The following is a 21,917-nucleotide window of genomic DNA, read 5'->3' as shown; positions in this document are numbered from 1 at the left end:
GAATAGGGCCAGGACGGAGCAGGTTTGCCCGGCACAGCGGTGGCCTTAGCGTGCCTGGAAAGCGCCGATGCTCAGGAGCTCAATGGAGGCGTTGCTGCAGGCATCCGACGGCCGGGCCACGAACAGCGACGCCGTGTCCTCCGGCGGGTAGATCCGGAACCCGGCGGCCGCGGTCTTGGTGCAGTCCGGGTAGTTGCCCGCCTGCGTGTAGCGAAGCACCGCGGTGCCGGACTTCCCCGGAGCCAGCAGCACATCCTGGACTGCCGCCGAGGTGTCGCGCCGCGCGGGGGCCCCGATTGGCTGCCCGTCAGGTCCGCTGGTCAGCGACACACCCGCGAAGCCCTTCAGGCGGCAGGACGCCTCGCCTGTGTTGGTGAGGATCAGTTCCATGTAGACACTGCCGGCGGCGCCGCCGCCTGTGGCATCAGTGGTGGCTTTCAGTCCTGAGGCCGTGCACAGCTGGGTGCCGGCGGCGGTGGACTGCGGTGCCGCTGAGCCAGGAGCCGGCGTAGCCGGCTGCGACTGGGCAGGCGAAGAAGGGGACGACGGCGGGGCGGACGTTTCGGGGGCGGCCTGCGTGCTCGGGGTGGCTGAGCCGGTTGCCGGTTCAGTTGTCCCCTGCGTGGCGGGCTGGCTTGGTCCGCATGCGGTGAGCAGCAGCGCCAGTGCGGCAGCCGCCGTCGTGCCTGTCAGTCCTTTGTTGCCCTTATTCGTTCGCAGAAGCGTCATGGCTCTAACATTGCGGGCGTTACCGCCCGAGTCAACGAAGGCACGGCGCCAAACTGATTTGATGTCCGGATCGTGACATGCCCGCCGGAACCCCGGCCGTTCCGCACAAGCGTTCCGCACTGACAATGATGCAACGATAAACCAATTTGGTAGTGCAAATTGGCCACTTTTCGGGAAAAAGTTGCGTTGATCTGCAGTTTTCGGTGTGCCAAAATGATCCTGATCTCGCTTGTCCGCACCTTGCAGGAATTGAAAGGCCGGCAAGGAAGTAACGCTCAGAGTCCGGCCGCGGTCCATTATCAGCCCCGTGGCCAGCAGTGTCCCCCGGCAAGGGGACGCGCAGGGTTGAAGGGGAGACAGCTCCGCACTCGTCCGCGGCAACGCCGCCGCGGACGTTCCTGAAGAGGCGCATCAGTCATTGGCTTCCGGCAAGGCCGCCGAAGCTGATAACGATGGGGGCTGCCGTTATGACCGGTTGGCTTGTCCGCTGGAGTCTTAAGTTTCGTTTGATTGTTTTAGCCGCCGCGGCCGGCATCCTGGGGTACGGAATCACAGCCCTGCCCTCAATGCCAGTGGATAACCTTCCGGAGTTCTCTCCGCCACATGTGGAAATCCAGACCGAGGCGCTGGGTCTGTCTGCCATTGAAGTTGAGCAGCTCATCACCTCTCCCATGGAGAAAGACCTGCTGAACGGGGTGGCCTGGCTCGACGAAATCCGTTCAAAGTCGGTGCCCGGTCTGTCAACCATCGAGATGGTTTTCGAGCCGGGCACCGATATCCTGCGGGCACGGCAGCTCGTTGCGGAACGCCTGACCCAGGCGCACGCTTTGCCCAACGTCTCCTCTCCTCCTGTGCTCATGCAGCCGCTCTCCTCCACAAGCCGCGTCATGATGGTGCAAATGAGCTCCGGGACCGTGTCCCCGATCGACATGTCCGTTCTGGCACGCTGGGACATTAAGCCGGCGCTGATGGGCGTCCCGGGCGTGGCTAACGTCTCCATCTACGGCCATCGCGAACAGCAGCTGCAGGTCCAGGTGGATCCGAAGCAGCTCCGCGCGAAGAACGTCACCCTCAAACAGGTGGTCGAGACCGCCGGCAACGCGGTCTGGGTGTCCCCGCTCAGCTTCCTGGAAGCCTCAACTCCGGGCACTGGCGGCTTCCTCGAATCCGCCAACCAGCGCATCGGCATCCAGCATGTGCTGCCGATCCGGACGCCGGCAGACCTTGGCAGGGTCAGTGTCGAAGGCGCAGCCGACAAGACCCTCACGCTGGCCGACGTCACCACGCTGAGCGAAGACCACCAGCCCCTGATCGGTGATGCTGTCACCGGCACATCGCCCGGCTTGCTGCTGGTCATCGAAAAGTTTCCGGACACGAGTGTTGCGGATGTGACACGGGGTATTGAGGCGGTGCTGGACGGTCTGCGTCCAGGTCTTTCCGGCATCACCATGGACTCCACCGTCTTCCGCCCGGCTTCATTCATTGAGTCCGCTGTTGGCAGTCTGGGCCTGGGCCTGCTGGTCAGCCTTCTCATGGTCACCGCGCTGATCGGCCTCGTGTTCCGCTCCTGGCGGTATGCCCTGTTGGCCCTGGTCTCCATTTCCGTGGCGGCCACGGCTGCGGCGCTGGTGCTGCAGTTCCAGGGAGCCGTTCTGAACGTCATGGCGTTCGCGGGCCTGGTCCTTGCACTCGTGGTTGTCATCGGCGATGTCATCATCGATCTCCACAGTTTCCGGCGGGAATTGGCCGATGAGCGGGTGTCGCGTGAAGTCCTGCTCGCCCACGGGCTGCAGCGGTCCCGCATAGCTGTCCTGTTCGCCGGCCTCGCAGCCCTGCTGGCACTGGCACCGGCACTGTTTGTTCCCGGTGTTGAGGGGGCGTTCCTGAAGCCACTGGTGCTGTCCTATCTGCTGGCGACGGCGGTGGCGATGCTTATCGCCCTGACGGTCACTCCGGCCCTTGCGAGCCTGCTGGTGCGGGGCCACCACAGGCCTCCGCGGCGCACCCTGCCGCTGGTCCGCAGGGCCAGGCTCGGCTACGAGCGTTCGGCGCGGGCCTTTACGGGAACCGTTGCCACAGTGTTCGCCCTTACCGCGGCGGCGTTGGCTGTCACGGCACTTGTGATGATCCCGGGCGCAACGAAGGACCTGCCGGTTGTGGCCGCTGTTCCTGACCGGACCCTGCTCATCGAATGGGAAGCCGCGGCAAGCACCGGGGCCGACGTGATGGACAGGGTAATGACTAACGCCAGCGAAGAGCTCAGCGGAATCCGCGGAGTTTCCTCCGTAGGCGGCCATGTGGGACGTGCCGTTACCTCCGATTCTTCCTCCGACGTCAATGCCGGAGAGCTCTGGGTGACCATCGAGGACGGCATTAACATGAACCGCGTGCGCTGGGAGGTATGGGAAATCGTCGGGGGGTACCCGGGCCTGACGGCGACGGTGACCACCTACCCGGAGAAGCAGGTTGCGGCCGCCAGCGCGGTCGACAACCGCCAGTTCCGGGTGCGCGTGTACGGCGCCGATCTGGATGTCCTCCGCCAGAAAGCTGACGAAGTCCGCGAGATCCTTGCCGGTACGCAGGGCGTGGTGGAGCCGCACGCGGACGTCACCGTAGAGCAGCCAGTTGCGGAAATCGAAGTCGACCTGGCGGCAGCGCAGAAGCAGGGCATCAAGCCCGGCGACGTCAGACGGGCGGCCGCCACCGTCCTGCAGGGCATCGAGGTGGGGTACCTGTTCGAGCAGCAAAAGGTCTTCCAGGTGGTCGTCAAGGGCACGGAAGCCACCCGCAGCAGCCTGACCAGCGTGGCCGACATGATGGTGGACAAGCCGGAGGGCGGGCAGGTGCGGCTGGGTGACGTGGCCAAGGTCTCGCTCCGCCCGAACCAGTCCGCGATCCACCACGACAACACCTCCAGGTGCCTGGACGTCGTAGCGGACATCCAGGGCCGCAGCCTTGGCGACGTCAGCCGGGACGTCGAGGCGGCCATTCAGGGAATGCAGTTCCCGGTGGGGTACCACGCGGAGATTCCGTCCCAGTACGCCGAACGGCAGGCCGCGAGTGCGTTTATCTTGTGGCTCGCCCTGGTGGCGGCAGCCGGCATCCTGGTCCTGCTGCTGACGGTCCTCGGCAACTGGCGGCTCGCGGGGCTGGTCTTCCTGCTGCTTCCGGTTGCGCTGTCCGGCGGCATCCTGGCCGCTGAGCTGGGCGGCGGTTTCGGGTCCGTTTACGTGCTGGTGGCCTTGGCGGCGGTGCTCGCCGTGGCGATCCGGGACGTGGTCATGCTGATGGGTACCTACCAGTCGCTGCAGTCCCGTACTCCGGACGGGTCGCCGGCCCACCTCATGCGGAAGGCGGCCGGGGAACGGCTTCTGCCGACTGTACTGACCACAGTGATTACCGGGCTGGCGCTGGTTCCGCTGGTGCTCCTGGGTGGTCCGGTAGGCGCCGGAATGCTCCTTCCGCTGGCACTGGTTGTGTGGGGCGGGCTCATTACCTCGGCCCTGCTGACCCTCTTTGTTCTGCCGATCCTCTTCCTCCGGATCGGTCCGGGCAACAACACGGACTGGGGGAGTTCGTCTATGGTCCCGGCCACGCGCCAGACCGTGTCGAAGGCATAGTCCCTGCTCTTGCTGCCCTTGGCCTTAATGTGTCTCCTGTCAGCGAAAAGATCTGCAACCATTCAGGCGCGTGCCGCCGCTCCGCCATAGACTGCTGGCGTAAGTCACCACCCCCAGATTGAGGAGTAGCGATGAACTACAGCGGAAGCCAGTATGAGAAGGCCGTGACGGCGGGGGAACTTGACCGCAGCCACATCGGCCAGACAGTGAGCTTTCAGCCGAACGATTTCACTGTGGTGTTCGGCAGGATCGCGGGAATCGCCCGCACTGACGCCCAGGTGTACCTGACCTTGGACGGGGTTGGCGGCGGCACGCACCTGAAGGATGAGTACGACCTGCCTGTGACGCATGAGGTGTACGTGCAGCTGGATCCGCTGAGCACCGCCGGGAAGACCATCTCGGATGCGGAACGGGTCATCAAGGAGAAACTGGACGAGATCAGGAAGAACCTTCTGGACCGGGATCAGAAGTCCGGCACTGATCAGAAGTCCGGTTCAGAGCTGTAGTCCAGTTCCGGGTAACAGCCTTAGACGAAGAGCCCCGCTGCACGTGTGCAGCGGGGCTCTTCTAGGCAACCGCTCCGCATATGGGGGAATGCGGAGTGTTCCTGTCAAAACTAATGGACAGCTTGCTTAGGTTTCAAATCGGCGTCACTTTTTCCCAAGCCCCCGGCGGTACTATCCCCTCTACCGTCGCTGTAACGGGTCTCCACGATCTACAGCGTCGGTAGGCGGCCCGCTCTGCGAACCGGGGAATGAGCGGGCCGCCGCCCCTGGACGACACAGCCGGGCGTGACAGGCAGGATCCAGGCTTTAGTCCCCGCCCGGCCGGTGGCGCCTCGCCGTCAATCGGAGCGTCCAGCGGACTATGAGCGTTACCGCGACAATCACGCCGACGGCGACGACCACCATCACCAGCAACAACATCACGTGCCAGCCTTCGATCCGCATATCTCCCCCAAATTCCGCAGCTTCGTGCTCTGACTCTACCGTCGCTGTAGGAGCTGACCGGCGGTGCTTCGGTCTCCCGCTATGTCCGTCCGATTGACCGCGGAGCCCCCAGGTGGCTAGGTTATCGATATTCGTTATTAACGGAATTCGATAATTGGGGGACCGATGAAACTGAAACGAACGTCCGCTGAGACCGGGCAAAAGAGGATTGTGTCGAGAGCTGACGCGGTCGCCCTGATGATTGCCTCCGCCTCCGCGGCACTCCTGACAACCGCAGCGACAGTGTCCGGCATTGTCGCCCTGTTTACGGGGCCGGTGACGCTGGTGCTCCCGGTCGCCACCTCCCATCAAGTGGCCAGGGGCCTTGCACTGGAAGCCACGGGCCATTTCACGTCAGTGGAGGCAACCATCCCGGTTCTGCCTTCCGGGCCTGCGGCAAGCCTGGCATGGGCCGGCGGGCTGAACCAGGTAGGCGTCCTGGCAGTCCTGGCACTGCTGTTCCTGCTTGCCTACCGGCTCCAGAGCCGGATCCTCTTCACGGCGAAGTCCGCCCATCTGGTCGGGGCAGCCGGGGTCATTCTTGCCCTTGCAGGTACCGTTGGCCAGGTGCTCGATGGGGTCGGCCGGAGCCGGCTTGCGGAAATGATCGGCGCCAATGCGCGCACCGCAGGGGAGGCCCAGGTGTTCTCGGCGGAGTTCAATATAGGGCCGCTGATGCTCGGCATGGTCCTGCTCCTGGTTGCGGGAGTCTTCGAATACGGCCGCCGGCTGCAGAAAGACACTGAAGGGCTGGTCTGATGCCTGCAGATGACTCCTCCGACATCCACTGCCGGCTCGACGAACTCTTGGAAGCCCGAGGCATGACACTCACGGAGCTGAGCAGGCAGGTCGGAGTGAGTCTGGTGAACCTGTCCGTACTCAAGAATGACCGGGCAAAGGCGATCCGTTTCTCTACCCTGACAGCGATCTGCGACGTCCTTGACTGCCAGGTGGGGGACCTTCTCGTGACCACCCGCTCCAAGACGTGACAGAACGGCAACCTTCGCCACAGCCGGCCCGTGGGATGCTTGGCCCATGAAGAGGCTGCACGGGATCGCGCTCGTCCTGATCCTCGCGTCCGGAACGGCAGGTTGCGCTACCCCCGGCGTCTGTCCGGCGATCGGCTGGAGCAACTCAGTCACAGTGATCCTGGACGGACGGGTCGACGCCGTGGCCGAGGTGCAGTTGTGTGCGGACGGGAAGTGTTCAATCAGGCCGCAGCCGACGACGGCCCCGAAGGTTACTGTCACCCCCAGTGCAGAAGCCGTGCCCGGCCGGGCAATCCCCGTTGCCCCTGCAACACGGGGAACGCCCGTCGGCGGAACCGAATACAGCCCGTACTTCGGCCGGAAAGTCGATGACCGCACCTGGCAGTTCAGCGCGCCTATGCGCGCCCCGAAGCGAGCCACAGTGCGGGCCCTGGATGCCGGGGGAGAGGTGCTCGCCCAGCGGGACGTGGAGCTGACATGGACGCGCGTTGGCGGCAGCGAACAGTGCGGCGGTCCCGCGACGGCAGGACCCGTCTCCCTGTCCCTTCCGTAACGCCCTAATGCAGGCAAAGCAAAAGACCCCGGGTTCCCTCTTTGGGAGGGAGCCGGGGTCTTGCTACGTGGCGGTGACGGTGGGATTTGAACCCACGTTGGCTGTTACACCAAACAACATTTCGAGTGTTGCACCTTCGGCCGCTCGGACACGTCACCAACCTGAATAGGGTACCGGAGCAAGGCCCGCATCCCCAAAACGGCATGCTATTCCCCCGCGCCACAGGCCTCAGCGGCAGGCGCGCCGGGACACATCTTCCCGGAAATCGGGGCCGGGCACTAGATTCGTAAGCAAGATGACTAACCAGCAGCAGAACGAAGCAACCGCATATTGGACCGTGGGCCCCGGCCGGGGTGAACTGCGCAGCGAGGCGCTGCACGTCCCCGGCCCGGAGGAGGCGCTGGTGCGCTCGCTGTATTCGGGCATCAGCAAGGGCACCGAACTTGTGGTCCACCACGCCGCCGTCCCGCCCTGCATCGCCGAGGAGATGCGCGCCCCGCACCAGGAAGGCTCCTTCCCGGCACCGGTGAAGTTCGGCTACCTGTCCGTGGGCGTCGTGGAGCAGGGCCCGGCGGACTGGGTGGGGCAAACGGTCTTCTGCCTGCATCCGCACCAGGACCGTTATGTGGTTCCGGTTTCCTCGCTCACCCGCGTTCCCGACGGCGTTCCTCCCCGCCGCGCCGTCCTCACCGGCACTGTGGAAACGGCCGTGAACGCGCTCTGGGAGGCAGGCCCCAGGCTGGGCGACCGTGTCGCCGTGATCGGCGCCGGGCTCGTGGGCGGCATGGTGGCCACACTGCTGCGGACGTTCCCCCTCGCGCGGCTTCAGCTGGTGGACCTGGACCCAGCCCGAAAGGACCTCGCCGACGCCCTGGGCGTGGACTTCGCGCACCCGGACAACGCCCTGCCGGACTGCGACATCGTGTTTCACTGCTCCGCGTCCCAAGGCGGGCTGGAACGCAGCCTGCAACTGGTGGGGGACGAAGGCGACATCATCGAAATGTCCTGGTACGCCGACCGGAAAATCACCATTCCGCTCGGCGAGGACTTCCATGCCCGCAGGCTCTCCATCCGTGCCAGCCAGGTCGGAGCCGTGGCACGCGCCCGCCGGCACCGGCGGACCAACGCCGACCGCCTGGAACTCGCTGTGTCCCTGCTGACGGACCCGGTGTTTGATGCCTTCCTCACGGGCGCCTCCGCCTTCGCCGAACTGCCGGGCGTGGTCCAGGACCTGGCCGACGGCCGGCTCGAAGCGCTCTGCCACGTGATCGAGTATCCGGCCGCCGATAAGCCCTCCATTCAAGACCAGATCCCAACGACCGAAAACGTGAGGTAACCATTGTTCAGCCTGACCGTACGCCGCCACTTCATGATCGCCCACAGCCTTCCCCGCGAAGCCTTCGGGCCCGCCCAGGGCCTGCACGGGGCAACCTTCGTGGCGGAGGTGACGTTCCGCCGTCGTACCCTCAACGATGACGCGATTGTGCTGGACATCGGCGCCGCCGGCGGGATGATCGAGGAGGTGCTGGCCGGGCTCAACTACCGCAACCTGGACGAGCACCCGGACTTCGCCGGGAAGCTGAGCACCACGGAGGCGCTGGCGCAGTACATTGCCGACGCCGCCGCGGAGCGCCTTCGGGAGGACGCAGACGGCCGTGAACTGGCCGGCATCGAGGTCACCCTGCGGGAAAACCCCGACGCCTGGGCTACCTACTCCCTCGAGTTCGGCCCCCGCTGAGGCCGCCATGCCGCCCACACCGCCGGCCATCCGGCTCCTGGTTCCCGCCAACATCCGCCACAACTCAGGCGGCAATGTTTACAACGCCGCGCTGGCGGAGGGCCTGGAGCAACTGGGAACCGAGGTAACCATCCAGCCGGTCAGCGGCGACTGGCCGGTGGCCAGCAAGGAAGAACGACGGCGGCTGGCCGGCTTGCTCACGTCCGGAACCGCGGCGCCCGCCGGGACCATCACGATCGTGGACGGCCTGGTGGCCTCCGGCGCCCCCGAAGCGATGGAGGCCGCCGCCGCCGGCGGCCAGGCGCCGTGGGTCCTGATGCACATGCCCCTGGATGACCACCCGGACCTCGAAGCCCGCTCGCTTCGGGCGGCGGCGGGCGTGATCTGCACCAGCGGTTCGGCCGCAGCCGAGATCACCCGGCGGCACGGCCTGTCCGGGGTCCGCGCCGCGCTGCCCGGAACCGAACGCGGCCCGCTGGCCCACGGTTCCGAGCCGCCGCACCTGCTGGCCGTGGCGGCTCTGCTGCCCAACAAGGACCAGCTGATACTCCTCGCCGCCTTGGCCCGGCTCAAGGACCTGGACTGGACCGCTGCCCTCGTCGGCTCGGCCACGGCGGACCCGGACTATGCCCGCCAGGTCGTAGCGGCGGTCGACCGGCACGGGCTGGGCGGCCGGGTGCAGCTCCCGGGCGAACTGACCGGCGATGCCCTCGAGCAGCAGTGGCTCGCCGCGGACCTGAGCCTGCTGGTTTCCAGGGTGGAGGCCTTCGGCATGGCCGTCACCGAGTCCATAGCCCGCGGGGTGCCCGTCATCGTCCGTGCCGGCACCGGGGCAGTGGAGGCGCTGGGCCAGGGGGCAGAACCGCAGCCAGGCCACGGGAATGGGGCGGAGCCCGCCCTGCCAGGTGCCGCCGTCGAACTGGGCAGTGCTCCGGCAGGTCCGGACACCACAGGCGGCGAAGCCAGCGAATCTGCCGAGGGGAACCCGGAACCGCTGGCCGCCCTGCTGCGCAGCTGGCTCACGGATCCCTCGGTGCGTGCCGAATGGCGCCGGCGGGCGTTGGCCGGCAGGGAACTGCTGCCCGGCTGGGATGCCACCGCACGGCGGGTGCTCGGCTACGTGGCGCCGGAAGCGGCGCCGGGCAGCCATTCCTCGCACCGGCCTGCTGATGGAGAATGAGGCCATGGCTACCCACGTTGTGCCCGCCCGCCCGCTGGAAACCGCGGCAACCCTCACTCCGGAACTGCTCCGCGCCTGGGCCTGGCACCGGCAGGGGCTGGACGGGTCACTCGAAGGCCGCACCTCGCAGGAGGTGCTCGCCACCGCCGGCTGGGCCAGGTCAGTGGGCGGCGCCAATCCTTACCTGACGCTCTTCGCCCGCGCCGGAATCCGCCGCGGGCAGGTGGACCGTGACGTCCGCGAGCTCAAGATCCATGAGCTGCCCACCGCCCGCGGCTGCACCTACGTGCTGGGCCGGGAGGACTTCGACTGGGCGCTGAGCCTGGGCAAGAACGCTGAGGAGGCCTTCCGGGTGCTGGCCAGGCTCGGCGTGGACCGCGGCGAGATCACGCTGCTGGAGGAACAGATCCTCCACGTCCTCGCCGAAGCAGACGGTCCGCTGGACCCGCGGCAGCTCAAGGAGGAGCTCGGGGAGTCGGTGCGGAACCTGGGCGAGGAAGGCAAGAAAAAAGGTGCCGCCACGACGCTGCCCACCGCGCTGGGGCTGCTGCAGGCCGACGGCCGGATCCGCCGTGTTCCGCTCAACGGGCGGTTGGACCAGCAGCGCTACGCGTACACGCCGTGGGGCCTGCCGCCAAGCCGGCTCGGTCCCGAAGGTGCCCGCGAGGAACTGATGCGGCGCTACCTTGGCTGGACGGGCGGCGCCACCGTCAGGCAAACCCAGTGGTTCACCGGCTTCACCCTCACCGACAGCAGGGCGGCGCTCGCCGCCGTCGGAGCAGTGGAGGTTCCCACCGCCGCCGGCGACGTGCTCTGGATGCTGCCGGCCGACGTCGAACGCCTGGCGGACTTCAGCCCGCCGGAAGGGGAGCAGATTCAGCTGCTGGCCGGCACCGATTCGCTGGTGCTGCACCGGCGGAACGCGGCGGACCTGTTTGCCGGGGAGGACCGGGACCGGAAGCTCCTGAACGCCACCTTGGCGCTGCAGCCTGACCTGCCGGACCACCCCATCTTTGACCGGGGCAGGATCATCGGACTGTGGCAGTACGATCCGGGCAGGGAGAGGATCGCAGCCTGGCTCTTTGCCGGCAGGACGCCAGCCGTCGAACAGCGCATCGCCGAGGTTGAGGCATGGATCCGGGAGGACCTGGGCGACTTCCGCTCCTTCAGCCTGGATTCGCCGGCGTCGCGGCAGGCGCGGATCGACGCGCTGGACGCCGCCGCCGATTAGCTGGCCCGGCGGGTGAGCTATCCGAGTGCCGAGCTGCCGGTGCGGTGCGTTGCGAAGAACTCCCGCAGGAGGCCGCCGCATTCCTCCTCCTGCACGCCGGCATAGACCTCCACCCAGTGGTTCAGGCGGCGCTCGCGCAGAATGTCGAACACGGAGCCCGCAGCCCCCGCCTTCTCGTCCCAGGCTCCGAACACCACGCGGTGGATCCTGGCCAGGACAATAGCCCCGGCGCACATGGCACACGGTTCCAGCGTCACCACCAGCGTGCAGTCCTCCAGCCGCCAGCCGTCGCCGCTGCTGCCATTGCGGGCAGCGCTTTGGCGCAGCCTCGCGGCGGCCTCCCGGATGGCCACCACCTCGGCATGCGCGGTGGGGTCGCCAAGGGCCTCGCGCTCATTGCGGCCGGTACCCAGGACAGTCCCGTCCGGACCGATGACGACGGCGCCGATCGGGACGTCCTCCGTGGCCAGGGCCCGCCGGGCTTCGTTGAGGGCAAGGCCCATCCATTCCAAGTGTTGCGGATCTGCCGGGGCCATGGGTCAATGATAGGTTCTAAGGATACTTAGCATTGGACAACGCAAGCGCCGGGAGTAGCGATGAAGTCCCTGACTGAGAGGTACGGCAGGTGGCTCGGGCCCTACGCGGCCCTGTGGATCACCCTGATCATCGGCGGCGTCCTGGTGGTTGCCCTGACGCTGCTCAGTGCCGAGGTATACAACAGCGTGGTGGACCAGGACGGCGTCTCGGGACTGGACAAACCCGCCCTCGAACTGGCCAAGGAATACCGGAACCCCGGACTCGATTCAGCCGTCACAGCGTTTACGAACGTCGGCGGGGGCATCGGCATGCCCATCGTGGCGAGCATCCTCGTGGCATGGCTGATCTATGCCAGCCGCAGCTGGCGGCCCCTCATCCTGGTGGGCGGCGCGGCGGCAGTCTCCGTCACTGCCACCAGCGTGGGCAAGACTCTGATGGGCCGCACCCGCCCCGACCACGTCGACGCCGTCCCGCCGTTCGAATTCTCGCCGTCGTTCCCCAGCGGACACACACTGAACACCACCGTGGTAATCGGCATCATCGTGTACCTGGTGTGCCTGCAGTTCCGGAAGACCTCGGCCCGGACGTGGGTGATCATCGCAGGAGCGGTGTTCATCATCGCCATGGGACTGAGCCGCGTGTTCCTGGGCCACCACTGGCTGACGGATGTGATGGCCGCCTGGCTGATCGGGGCCGCGTGGATGGGCGTCGTGATCCTGGCCCACCGGCTGTTCCACGTCATCCGCCGACGGGAGCATGCCGGCCCCGCACCCACGTTCGAGCATCCGGCCCACATCAAGGGCAGCAAGGCCGACCGGGCGGAGCGCCTTCAGGGCACTCCCGATGCCGGGGGAGCGGCAGGCGCCAGGGGCGGGGAACCAGGCCCCGGGTGATAGTTTTGACCAATGCGCACACTCGTCGTGGACCATCCGCTGGTCGCCCACAAGCTCACCGTCCTGCGGGATAAGAACACCCCGTCGCCGGTATTCCGCCAGCTCACCGAGGAACTGGTGACGCTCCTGGCCTATGAGGCCACGCGCGATGTCCGCACCCAGCCGGTCACCATCGAAACGCCGGTTGCCACCACGGTGGGCACCGCGTTCACCAAGCCAACCCCGCTGGTGGTGCCCATCCTGCGCGCCGGGCTGGGCATGCTGGAGGGCATGACCAAGCTGGTCCCCACAGCCGAAGTGGGTTTCCTGGGCATGGCCCGCGACGAGGAAACCCTGGACATCATCACCTACGCGGAGCGCCTGCCGGACGACCTTTCGGGGCGCCAGATCTTCGTCCTCGACCCCATGCTCGCCACCGGCGGCACGCTGCGCGAGGCCATCAAGTTCCTGTTCAAGCGCGGTGCCGCCGAGGTCACCTGCATCTGCCTGCTGGCCGCCCCGGAGGGCCTGGCCAAGCTGGAGGAGGAACTCAAGGACGCCAACGTCACGATCGTCCTTGCCTCCATCGACGAGAAGCTGAACGAGAAGGCCTACATTGTGCCGGGCCTGGGCGACGCCGGTGACCGCCTTTACGGCATCGCCGGTTAGGCCCCGCCCGCGCGGACCCGGAGTTAACACCTCCCGCACAGCTCTTCCGGCGCGCCGGGCGCCCCGGCTAGCCTGTGCAGCATGGACTGGAAACTTGAACTCGTCTTCGTCCCGGTGTCCGATGTGGACCGCGCCAAGGACTTCTACGTCAACAAGGTCGGCTTCAATGCCGACTACGACGAGCGGCCCATGGACGGCATCCGCTTCGTCCAGCTGACCCCGCCCGGTTCGGGCTGCTCGATTGCGATCGGGGAGGGTCTCAACGATGCTCCTCCGGGGACAGCGCCCAGCCTTCAGCTCGTGGTGAGCGACATCAATGCCGCGCACGACCAGCTCAAGGCGAACGGGGTGGATGTCAGCGACGTGGACATCCAGGACTGGGGCCACTTTGTTTACTTTGCCGATCCCGACGGGAACAAGTGGGCGGTGCAGTACATCCCCCACCGGCCGAACGGCTGAGTCACAAACGGCACGCTGCGATCCGGATGAGGCAGGATGGAAGCCATGAGCCTTCCCGCCGAGTCCGCCACCATCACGCTGACAGCCCGCGCGGTCCTGTTCGACATGGACGGCACCCTCGTGGATTCCACGGCCATCGTGGAGCGCGTGTGGACAGAGTTCGCCGGCCGCTACGGCCTTGATATCGCCGAAATCCTCCGCACATCCCACGGCGTCCAGGCTTTGGATACAGTCCGCCGCTTCGCTCCGGAGGGCGCCGACATCCACGCCCTGGCCGCCGAACTGGGCCAGATGGAGCTGACGGAAACCGACGGCATCATCGCCATTCCGGGTGCCCTACGGCTGCTCGAGTCCCTGCCGGCCGACGCCGTGGCACTGGTAACGTCGGCGTCCCGCGACCTCGCCACCGTCCGGATGGCAGCGGCCGGGGTGGAGCTGCCGGCAGCGATGGTCACCGCCGAGGACGTGTCCCACGGCAAGCCGCACCCCGAGGGCTACCTGCTCGGCGCGTCCCTGCTGGGGGCTTCGCCGTCGGAGGCGGTGGTGTTCGAGGACGCCCCCGCCGGCATCGCCGCAGGAGTGGCCGCCGGCATCCGGACCATTGCCGTTGGTCCGAACACCGGCGTCCTTCCCGACGGGGTGCTGCACATTCCGGACTACACCGCCGTCACCGCTTTGGTGGAAGCCGGCGAGGACGGGCGCCGGGTCATCTCCCTGCAGCTGTAGCCCTATTTGGTCAGCTTGTAGACGGTGGAGTTGCCGACCGTCTGCGCCTCGAAGTTGGCGGCGACCCAGGTGGCCACCTCGGAGTTTCCGCCGCGTCCGCCGCCTCCGCCCATTCCGCCGCCGGAAATGAAGTACCCGATCTCGCCGTTGGCCACCATCTCCTGGAACTGCGCGAGCGTGGGATAGGGGTCCCCGCCGTTCCAACCGCCCAGGGCGATCACGCTGCTACCGGAGGCGAGTTCCAGGCTGGCTGCCTGGCTTGCGCCGGAAACAATTCCGGACCATTTGGCGGTGCTTGCCCTCAGCAGCGCGGTGAGTTCGGAGTTCGCCGTGCCGGCGCCGTCGGAACCCATTGTGCCGCCGGGACCCATTCCGCCGTCGGGACCCATGGCACCGCCGCCGGGACCTATTGCGCCGTCGGGACCCGTTAGTCCGCCGAAGTTGCGTCCGCCTTGGCCCCCCGGTCCGCCCATCGCGGATGCGGCGGGGCCCGACGTCGGAATCGATCCGGAGTGGGGCTGGCCTGCCGTGGCAAAGGTCCACGCAGCGCTGCCCAGGGCGCCGGCCAGCAGCGAAACCACCACGACGGCTGCCGTCGCCGTTTTACGGAGCCGGGCCGGAATGGCCTGGAACGAGTCGAGCCGGAACAGCAGCGCGACGGCAGCCAGCACGCCCAGAATCACCACGGCCACCTTGAGCCACGGCAGCCAGCCGGCGTCGCGTCCCAGAAGCACCGCGGACCAGACCGCGGCGGCCATGACCGTGACCGCCAGGGTAATCCGGGCGGGAAAATAGGCCCGGCCGCGCCACAGTTCCACGGAACCGATGCCCACCAGCGCGGCAATCGCCGGAGCCAGCGCCACAGCATAGTACGGGTGGACGGTGCCGCTCATGAAGCTCAGGATGCCGGCGGTCACCAGCAGCCAGCCGCCCCAGAGGACCAGGGCTGCGCGGGTACGGGAGGTGCGTGCCTCACGGCGGGTGAACCACAGGCCGGCACCGAGCAGGATCAGGGCCGACGGAAGCAGCCAGGACACCTCGCCGCCGAAGCTGGTCCCGAACATGCGGGTGATCCCCGCGGCACCACCGAAGCCGACATTTCCGCCCATGCCGCCACCGCCGGGAATCCCGCCTCCGCCGGGCATACCGCCGCCGGAGCCGGCTCCGGAGCCGATGATGCGGCCCAGGCCGTTGTAGCCGAAGGTCAGCTCAAGGAAGCTGTTGGTCTCGGACCCCGCCATGTAGGGCCGGGCGGACGCGGGCGTGAGCTGGAACAGCGCGATGTAGCTGCCAGCCACGAGCACAATGCCGCCTGCCGCCGCGAGCAGGTGCAGGAAACGCCGGCCGATGCTCGTGGGGGCAGCCCAGAGATACGCCAGGGCGAGGCCGGGAACGATCAGGAAGCCCTGGAGCATCTTGGTCAGAAAGGCCAGGCCGATCACTGCCCCGGCCGCGGCGAGCCATTTCGAGCCTGCCTGTTCGATGGCGCGGGTGGTCAGGTAGGCGGCCAGCACCAGGCAGAGGGTGAGCAGAGCGTCGGGGTCGTTGAACCGGAACATCAGCGCGGCCACGGGGGTCAGCGCCAGGGCGCCGCCGGCGAGCAGTCCGGCCGCCGGGCCGGATATGCGCTTGACGGTGAGGTAAAGGAGTCCGACGGCGGCCACACCCATAAGTGCCTGCGGCACCAGCATGCTCAGCGGCGAGAACCCGAAGATCCTGCCCGCAAGGGCAGGAACCCACAGCGCCGCCGGCGGTTTGTCCACGGTGATCGCGTTGCCGGCGTCGAGGGAACCGAACAGCAGCGCCGTCCAGTCCTTCGTGCCCGCCTGGATGGCTGCAGCGTAGAACGAGTTGGCGTATCCCGTGGCTTCGAGGTTCCACAGGTACAGGATGGCGGTGAACGCCAGCAGAGCTGCCGCCGAGGGGCGGATCCAGCCGGGCTGGTTTCCCAGCAGGATCCGGGATGCCCTGCCGCTCCGGCGGGTTCGCTCCTGGGCGGTCCGGCGGGGAACCTCGGGCGCGGCCGGGCTCTGTACCGCCGGGGCCATCGGCTCGTTTGCTGTCTGGTTTGGGGGAGTGGCGGTGGTGCTCATGACTGGGTCATTTCTGTGGTCGGGAGCGATGACTGCGGAAGGGATGCCTCGGAAACGGCAGGATCTGATGGAGCGTTGGTGGCGGAGGCGGCAGGAGCTGCGGGAGCGTTGGTGGCGGAGGCGGCAGGAGCTGCGGGAGCGTTGGTGGCGGAGGCGGCAGGAGCTGCCGGAGGGGTTGGCCGGCGTCGGAAAACCCACAGCCGGAACAGCAGGAACTTCAGTGCAGTGGCCGCGAGGTTCGCGGCGGTGACGGTCGCCAGCTCAAGCCAGCGGTCCGGCGTCGTACCTCCCGGCAGGGCGCCGCTGTGGACCAGGGCGAGCGCGCCGGAAGTGAGGGTCAGACCGATCCCGAAAACCAGCAGCCCCTCAAAGTGGTGACGGGCAACCTCGCTGTTGCCGGTGATGCCGAACGTGAAGCGCCGGTTCGCTGCGGTGTTGGCCACCGCCGTGGTGAGCAGCGTCAGCAGGTTGGCGAGCTGCGGGTCCATCAGGTTGCGGCAAAGGTAGAAGAGGACCAGGTAGGCGACGGTGGAGGCGACGCCGATGGCGCCGAACCGGACCAGCTGGCCGAACAGGCTCCCACCGGGGCTCTGTTCCTGGCTACGGGAAGCTGCCGGGAAGGGGCCGCGGGCCAGGGCTGCGCGGAGTTCGCCGACGGGGATGCGGCCGGTGACCATGTCCTTGCTGAGCCGGGCCATGCCGCGGACATCGGCGAGCGCCGTCTGGACGATGTCCACGCTGGAGTTGGGGTCGTCGGTCCAGTCCACCGGCACTTCATGGACGCGGAGGCCGCACCGTTCGGCGAGGACCAGGAGTTCGGTGTCGAAGAACCAGGCAGTGTCCACGGTGTGCGGGAGGATCTGCTGGGCGATGTCGGCGCGGATGGCCTTGAAACCGCACTGCGCATCGCTGAAGCGGGCACCCATCAGCGACTGGAGCAGGAAGTTGTAGCTGCGTGAGATAAATTCGCGTTTCGGCCCGCGGACCACCCGGGAGTTGCGGGTCAGCCGCGTGCCGATGGCCAGGTCCGAGTGCCCGGAGATCAGCGGTGCCAGGAGGGGGCCCAGCGCGGCAAGGTCGGTGGAGAGATCCACGTCCATGTAGGCCAGGACAGGTGACGGCGACGCGAGCCAGACTTTTCGCAGCGCGTTGCCGCGGCCCTTCTCCTCAAGGTGCACCACGTTGACCTCACGGAGTTCCCGGGCCACCCGCTCGGCAGTCTTGAGCGTTCCGTCGGTGCTCGCGTTGTCCGCAACCGTGATGCGGAAGGAGTGCGGGAACGCGCCGCTCAGATAAGCGTGCAGCCGGCGCAGGCATTCCTCCAGGTCGCGTTCCTCGTTGTAGACCGGTATGGTCACGTCCAGGACCGGTGCCGCGCTGGAGGTGTCGATGGGCTGCCGCCGCGGGTGGGGCTGGGTTCCGTAGGCCTGGTCGGTGATGGTCATGCATCAACAGTGGAGGCCGCTGTTATGAGGGCTTTAGGGCGAAGCTGTGCAGGGGCTGTGGAAGAGTTCCTGCACGATTCCCTGCACGAGGGCGGCCGCAGTTCTGCACCGCTTTGCCGGCCGCGGGGGAGCCGAAGACAGCGCAAAAGGGCCCCGGATCCTGGCGGATCCGGGGCCCTGGGCAACCATGCCGGTCACCCTAAAGCGGTGCAGAATTGTTCGCCGTCAGCCGGGCTGGCCGCGGGAACCGGTCAGTACCAGTTGTTGGCGAGGTGGAAGTTCAGCGCACCGCACGGGGAGCCGTAGCGCTCCTTGATGTAGCCAAGTCCCCAGTTGATCTGGGTGCGGTAGTTGGTGCGGTAGTCCGCGCCGGAGCTCGCCATCTTCTCGGCAGGCAGCGACTGCACGATGCCATAGGCGCCACTGCTGGGGTTGGTGGCCGTGGTGCGCCATTCCGATTCCTTGGTCCAGAGCCGCTTCAGGCACTGCATCTGGTCCGCGGACCAGCCGTAGGAGCCGAGCTTGCTGGCGGCGTAGGCCTGCGCACCGGCGGGATCATTCACGGCAGCAGGGGCAGCAGCCTTGGCCTTCGCCTTGGCGGCGGCAGCTTTGGCGGCAGCAGCCTTGGCAGCGGCGGCCTTTGCCTGGGCAGCAGCAGCCTGGGCAGCAGCAGCCTTGGCGGCAGCGGCATTCCTGGCGGCGGCCGTCTTGGCGGCAGCGGCCTTCGCCGCGGCAGTCTTAGCAGCGGCAGCCTTGGCGGCAGCAGCCTTAGCGGCGGCAGCCTTCGTAGCCTCGGTGGCCTTGGGGGCGGACTGCGGCGTGACGGACGCCGCGGACGGGGCCGGCAGGGCGGAGATGAGCGTCTTGTCGAAGCTCAGCGTCTGGCCGGCGTCGGCGGTGGCAGACGTCCCGGCGGCGGTGGGCGTTACCTGGTCAGCCGCCTGCCCTGCGGCGCCGACGCCCACGAGCACGGCGGCGGCAGTGGTCAGGACGGCAGCCCGGCGCCCGAAGGACGGAAGGCTTGCGGCGAAGCGGCCGAATGCAGTGGTGGGACGGGCCGGTTCCGCGCGGTGCCGGGAATTGGCGGGGCGTGACGTCGTGCGGTCAGACTCGTGCGAGGCGCGTTCAGGGCGCGCCTGATCCTTAAATTCAGACATGGTGGATTGCCTCTCAACACCTGCGGAGTTAGCTGTCGGGTTCGGATGAGGTCATCCGGCCGCACGGAAACTACACGTGTCGGCTTCACCCCAAGGGCTGATGCGGAAAGCCCGGGACTCTGGTTCCCCCGCCTCTGCCTGAAATAGCGGAATCCGGGAAGCGGCAGAGCTGGGCGTCAATCCGGACATGCGGCTCAAGTGGCGGCCGCACTCTATCGACCGTACAGGAGCCTTTTGATTAAGTCACATTTAGATAACGGACATCACGACGCCGGCGCGGCGCCTTGCGCGGGCAGTCGGACAGCGAATTCGGTCCGCCCTGGCCGGGATGTCACCTCCACCGTTCCGCCGTGGGCCTCGACGATGGACTGCACGATGGACAGGCCCAGGCCGCTGGTTCCCTCGGCCGAGGCCATGCCCGCTTCACCCTGCAGGACATCCGGTTTTCCCTGTGAATCCGGGGCATGCAGGGGTGTTCCCGCGCTGGCGGCGCCGGCGCCGGAACGGCTCGCCGTCGCCCATGCCGGAGCCAGGACCGGCTGCCCCGGTGTCGCACGTGATGCGTCTGCGCGGGCGAAGCGCGCGAAGACCCGATCCACGAATTCGGGCGGGATGCCAGCGCCGTCATCCGTGACTGAAATCACAGCAGAGCCGTCGGCTGACCGCATCACGCCGGTGGTCACCGTGGTGCCGGGCGGGGTGTGCTTGCGTGCGTTGGAGAGCAGGTTGACCAGCACCTGGTGGAGCTGTGAGGCGTCGCCCCGGACCGATATGGGTTCCGCCGGAAGTTCGAGATGCCACGCCCGGTCCGGTGCCATGACTTTTTCGTCGCTGACGGTCTCAATCACGAGCTGCGTGAGGTCCACGTCGCCGAGTTTGAGCGGCTGGCCTTCATCGAGGCGGGCCAGCAGCAGGAGGTCCTCCACCAGGGCGGTCATGCGTTCCGACTGGCTCTGCACGCGGGCAAGCGAACGCTGGCCGTCCGGGGTGAAGTTTTCCGTCATGCGCATCAGCTCCGTGTAGCCGCGGATGGCCGTGAGCGGTGTGCGGAGCTCGTGGGAGGCGTCCGCCACGAACTGCCGCACCTTCATCTCGCTTTCCTGCCGCGCCTCCAGCGCGCTGGAGACGTTGTCCAGCATCAGGTTCAGGGCATGCCCCACGCTGCCCACTTCGGTTCCGGGATGGGCGTTCGACGGCGGAACGCGGACAGCGAGTGCCACCTCACCGGCGTCCAGCGGCAGGCGGGAAACCTGGGTGGCCACCTCGGAGAGTTGCTCCAGCGGCTTCATGGTGCGCCGGATGAGCACGGTCCCGGCCAGGCCGATCAGTACGAGGCCGCCCAGCGACACGATGGTGATGGTCCAGACCAGCGAGGTCAGCGTGTTCTGCTTGTCTGCCAGCGGGAGCCCGGTCACCATGACGTCGCCGTAGGGAGTCTGGGCGGCCACCAGGCGGTATGTGCCCGAGGACAGAGTGCGTTCGACCGGCACGCCGTCGCGGCGGAGATTCAGAAGGGTCTGGTTGTCTGCAGCGGACAGCGACGCTCGGGTGGAATCTGTGGCGATGAATCCGCTGCCGCTGACGGTGCCGTTGGCGATCCTGGCGGTGAGCGTTCCGATCCGCTGGCCCCGCGCGTCCAACGGGTCAGGACGTGTACCCGGGTTGCCCAGCGGTGGCCGGCCAAATTCACTGGACCGCCGCGCGGCGTCCGTGAGCTGCTTGTCCAGCTGCTGAGTCAGGAAGGAGTCCATCGAGGCGTAGCTGAACAGGCCGACCGCACCGCAAATCGCCACCAAGAGAGCCATGGCCACCAGGACCAGACGGGTACGCAAATGCCAGGTGCCTGGTTTCAGCCAGCTTCGGCGCTGGGTGCGGGAGGCCCCGGAAAGGTTTGCCACAGCCTACTCTGCCGGCTTGATGACGTAGCCCGCGCCGCGGACCGTGTGGATCATGGGCGGATGCACGGCATCAACCTTCTTGCGCAGGTAGGAGATGTACAGTTCCACGATGTTGGCCTGGCCGCCGAAGTCGTAGTTCCATACCCGGTCAAGGATCTGCGCCTTGCTGACCACGCGCTTGGGGTTCTCCATGAGGTAGCGCAGCAGCTCGAACTGGGTGGCTGTCAGTTGCAGCTCGTCGCCGGCGCGGGTGACTTCGCGGGTGTCGAGGTTCAGGACGAGGTCGCCCACCACGAGTTCAGCGGAATCCATGGCGGCGACACCGGAGCGCTGGACCAGGCGGTGCAGGCGGAGCAGGACTTCCTCCATGCTGAACGGCTTGGTGACATAGTCGTCGCCGCCCGCAGCCAGGCCCACGATGCGGTCCTGTACCGCGTCCTTGGCGGTGAGGAAGAGGGCCGGGACCTCCGGCGCGAAGGCGCGGATCCTGCCCAGGAGTTCGACGCCGTCGAACCCGGGAAGCATCACGTCCAGCACCAGCACGTCAGGGCGGAATTCCTTGGCGAGTTTCACAGCTTCGGGACCGTCGGCGGCTACCGCGACCGACCAGCCGGCCATGCGCAGGCCCATGCTCATGAGCTCGGAAAGGCTTGGCTCGTCGTCGACCACCAGGGCACGGATGGGGGAGCCGTCCGGGTGGGTCAGTTGGGGAAGGTTGTTGGTCATGGAGTGCGAAGTGGCCATGTGACAACTCTCCGTTCTGGTGTTTAGCCCGCGCTTTGGCAATCCTGTGCGCCGGCTGTGAATCCCAGCGTAGCGAGCTGAATGGCGCCGTGTACGCACCATGCTGCAGCTGACCACCCGGAAGGTAGGGCGGCAGCCAGGGGAACCGGGCTGCCGGCATCGTCCTTGCGGATTTGACCACCAACCCCATCCGCGCCTCAGCGGATATACCCCGCATCAACCGCGTCATAGCTGGACAATCGGGGAATCATGTCTGCGGGTTTCCGGCAATTCGAATGTCGTTGAATA

20 protein-coding genes, 1 tRNA gene and 1 riboswitch are annotated in these 21,917 nt (G+C 67.2%); of the genes, 13 read left to right on the top strand and 8 right to left on the bottom strand.

Going from position 1 to position 21,917, the window contains the following annotated elements; all coding sequences use genetic code 11:
• Positions 1 to 45: 45 nt before the first annotated feature.
• A complete protein-coding gene (locus BWQ92_RS23840) occupies positions 46 to 729 on the bottom strand; it encodes a DUF4232 domain-containing protein (protein ID WP_172411551.1) in 684 nt (227 codons plus the stop codon).
• 452 nt (positions 730 to 1,181) lie between these two features.
• Here BWQ92_RS23840 and BWQ92_RS07095 point away from each other — a divergent pair, with 452 nt between their 5' ends.
• The 5 genes from BWQ92_RS07095 (at position 1,182) to BWQ92_RS07075 (ending at position 6,880) form a co-directional block, all read left to right on the top strand.
• A complete protein-coding gene (locus BWQ92_RS07095; RefSeq protein WP_335633103.1) occupies positions 1,182 to 4,349 on the top strand; it encodes an efflux RND transporter permease subunit in 3,168 nt (1,055 codons plus the stop codon).
• Between the two features lie 131 nt (positions 4,350 to 4,480).
• On the top strand, positions 4,481 to 4,855 hold the full coding sequence (locus tag BWQ92_RS07090) for a hypothetical protein (RefSeq protein WP_076798898.1): 375 nt from the start codon (positions 4,481 to 4,483) through the stop codon (positions 4,853 to 4,855).
• 654 nt (positions 4,856 to 5,509) lie between these two features.
• A complete protein-coding gene (locus BWQ92_RS07085; protein ID WP_236783138.1) occupies positions 5,510 to 6,097 on the top strand; it encodes a hypothetical protein in 588 nt (195 codons plus the stop codon).
• The gene (locus BWQ92_RS07080; RefSeq protein ID WP_172411550.1) at positions 6,097 to 6,327 is read left to right on the top strand and encodes a helix-turn-helix domain-containing protein; all 231 of its coding nucleotides are present in this window, start codon (positions 6,097 to 6,099) and stop codon (positions 6,325 to 6,327) included. The genes BWQ92_RS07085 and BWQ92_RS07080 overlap by 1 nt, the downstream gene beginning before the upstream one ends.
• A 46-nt stretch (positions 6,328 to 6,373) precedes the next feature.
• On the top strand, positions 6,374 to 6,880 hold the full coding sequence (locus tag BWQ92_RS07075) for a hypothetical protein (protein WP_076798895.1): 507 nt from the start codon (positions 6,374 to 6,376) through the stop codon (positions 6,878 to 6,880).
• Positions 6,881 to 6,948: 68 nt separating this feature from the next.
• Here the strand turns inward: BWQ92_RS07075 and BWQ92_RS07070 are convergent.
• Positions 6,949 to 7,038 (bottom strand) — tRNA-Ser (locus tag BWQ92_RS07070).
• Between the two features lie 137 nt (positions 7,039 to 7,175).
• On the opposite strand from BWQ92_RS07070, the gene BWQ92_RS07065 reads away from it, so the two are divergent.
• The 4 genes from BWQ92_RS07065 to BWQ92_RS07050 are packed head-to-tail and all read left to right on the top strand — an operon-like array spanning position 7,176 to position 11,029.
• Entirely contained in the window at positions 7,176 to 8,216 is a 1,041-nt protein-coding gene (locus BWQ92_RS07065; RefSeq protein WP_076798894.1) for a zinc-dependent alcohol dehydrogenase, read from the top strand.
• A gap of 3 nt (positions 8,217 to 8,219) precedes the next feature.
• Positions 8,220 to 8,618, top strand: coding sequence for a 6-pyruvoyl trahydropterin synthase family protein (locus BWQ92_RS07060; protein WP_076798893.1), 399 nt, complete (start codon positions 8,220 to 8,222; stop codon positions 8,616 to 8,618).
• Between the two features lie 7 nt (positions 8,619 to 8,625).
• A complete protein-coding gene (locus BWQ92_RS07055) occupies positions 8,626 to 9,798 on the top strand; it encodes a glycosyltransferase (protein ID WP_076798892.1) in 1,173 nt (390 codons plus the stop codon).
• Between the two features lie 4 nt (positions 9,799 to 9,802).
• On the top strand, positions 9,803 to 11,029 hold the full coding sequence (locus tag BWQ92_RS07050) for a DNA glycosylase AlkZ-like family protein (RefSeq protein WP_076798891.1): 1,227 nt from the start codon (positions 9,803 to 9,805) through the stop codon (positions 11,027 to 11,029).
• Positions 11,030 to 11,046: 17 nt separating this feature from the next.
• On the opposite strand, the gene BWQ92_RS07045 is transcribed toward BWQ92_RS07050, so the two are convergent.
• The gene (locus BWQ92_RS07045) at positions 11,047 to 11,565 is read right to left on the bottom strand and encodes a nucleoside deaminase (protein WP_076798890.1); all 519 of its coding nucleotides are present in this window, start codon (positions 11,563 to 11,565) and stop codon (positions 11,047 to 11,049) included.
• A gap of 60 nt (positions 11,566 to 11,625) precedes the next feature.
• Here BWQ92_RS07045 and BWQ92_RS07040 point away from each other — a divergent pair, with 60 nt between their 5' ends.
• The 4 genes from BWQ92_RS07040 to BWQ92_RS07025 all read left to right on the top strand — a co-directional run bounded on the left by BWQ92_RS07040 (position 11,626) and on the right by BWQ92_RS07025 (position 14,292).
• Positions 11,626 to 12,459 (top strand): phosphatase PAP2 family protein, encoded by an 834-nt coding sequence (locus BWQ92_RS07040; RefSeq protein WP_076798889.1) that lies wholly within the window; start codon positions 11,626 to 11,628, stop codon positions 12,457 to 12,459.
• 12 nt (positions 12,460 to 12,471) lie between these two features.
• A complete protein-coding gene (upp, locus tag BWQ92_RS07035; RefSeq protein WP_076798888.1) occupies positions 12,472 to 13,107 on the top strand; it encodes a uracil phosphoribosyltransferase in 636 nt (211 codons plus the stop codon).
• Positions 13,108 to 13,188: 81 nt separating this feature from the next.
• Positions 13,189 to 13,566, top strand: coding sequence for a VOC family protein (locus tag BWQ92_RS07030; protein ID WP_076798887.1), 378 nt, complete (start codon positions 13,189 to 13,191; stop codon positions 13,564 to 13,566).
• A gap of 45 nt (positions 13,567 to 13,611) precedes the next feature.
• Complete coding sequence (locus tag BWQ92_RS07025) at positions 13,612 to 14,292, top strand: HAD-IA family hydrolase (RefSeq protein ID WP_076803566.1); 681 nt, start codon at positions 13,612 to 13,614, stop codon at positions 14,290 to 14,292.
• A gap of 2 nt (positions 14,293 to 14,294) precedes the next feature.
• On the opposite strand, the gene BWQ92_RS07020 is transcribed toward BWQ92_RS07025, so the two are convergent.
• The 5 genes from BWQ92_RS07020 to BWQ92_RS07000 all read right to left on the bottom strand — a co-directional run bounded on the left by BWQ92_RS07020 (position 14,295) and on the right by BWQ92_RS07000 (position 21,629).
• Entirely contained in the window at positions 14,295 to 16,385 is a 2,091-nt protein-coding gene (locus BWQ92_RS07020; RefSeq protein WP_076798886.1) for a glycosyltransferase family 39 protein, read from the bottom strand.
• Positions 16,382 to 17,830 (bottom strand): glycosyltransferase, encoded by a 1,449-nt coding sequence (locus tag BWQ92_RS07015; protein ID WP_076798885.1) that lies wholly within the window; start codon positions 17,828 to 17,830, stop codon positions 16,382 to 16,384. Before BWQ92_RS07015 ends, BWQ92_RS07020 begins: the two co-directional genes overlap by 4 nt.
• A gap of 251 nt (positions 17,831 to 18,081) precedes the next feature.
• Positions 18,082 to 18,987: a hypothetical protein gene (locus BWQ92_RS07010; RefSeq protein ID WP_076798884.1), complete on the bottom strand. Its 906-nt coding sequence runs from the start codon at positions 18,985 to 18,987 to the stop codon at positions 18,082 to 18,084.
• A 5-nt stretch (positions 18,988 to 18,992) separates the two neighbouring features.
• A riboswitch (cyclic di-AMP (ydaO/yuaA leader) is annotated at positions 18,993 to 19,146 on the bottom strand.
• 104 nt (positions 19,147 to 19,250) lie between these two features.
• Positions 19,251 to 20,885, bottom strand: a complete 1,635-nt coding sequence (locus BWQ92_RS07005) for a HAMP domain-containing sensor histidine kinase (RefSeq protein ID WP_076798883.1) — start codon at positions 20,883 to 20,885, stop codon at positions 19,251 to 19,253.
• Positions 20,886 to 20,888: 3 nt separating this feature from the next.
• A complete protein-coding gene (locus BWQ92_RS07000) occupies positions 20,889 to 21,629 on the bottom strand; it encodes a response regulator transcription factor (RefSeq protein WP_003801275.1) in 741 nt (246 codons plus the stop codon).
• Positions 21,630 to 21,917: the final 288 nt, after the last annotated feature.

The sequence above is a fragment of the Arthrobacter sp. QXT-31 genome (assembly GCF_001969265.1).
In the GTDB taxonomy this organism is placed as follows: domain Bacteria; phylum Actinomycetota; class Actinomycetes; order Actinomycetales; family Micrococcaceae; genus Arthrobacter.
Note: the sequence above shows the minus strand (reverse complement) of the source record. Positions and strands in the feature narration are given on the sequence as shown.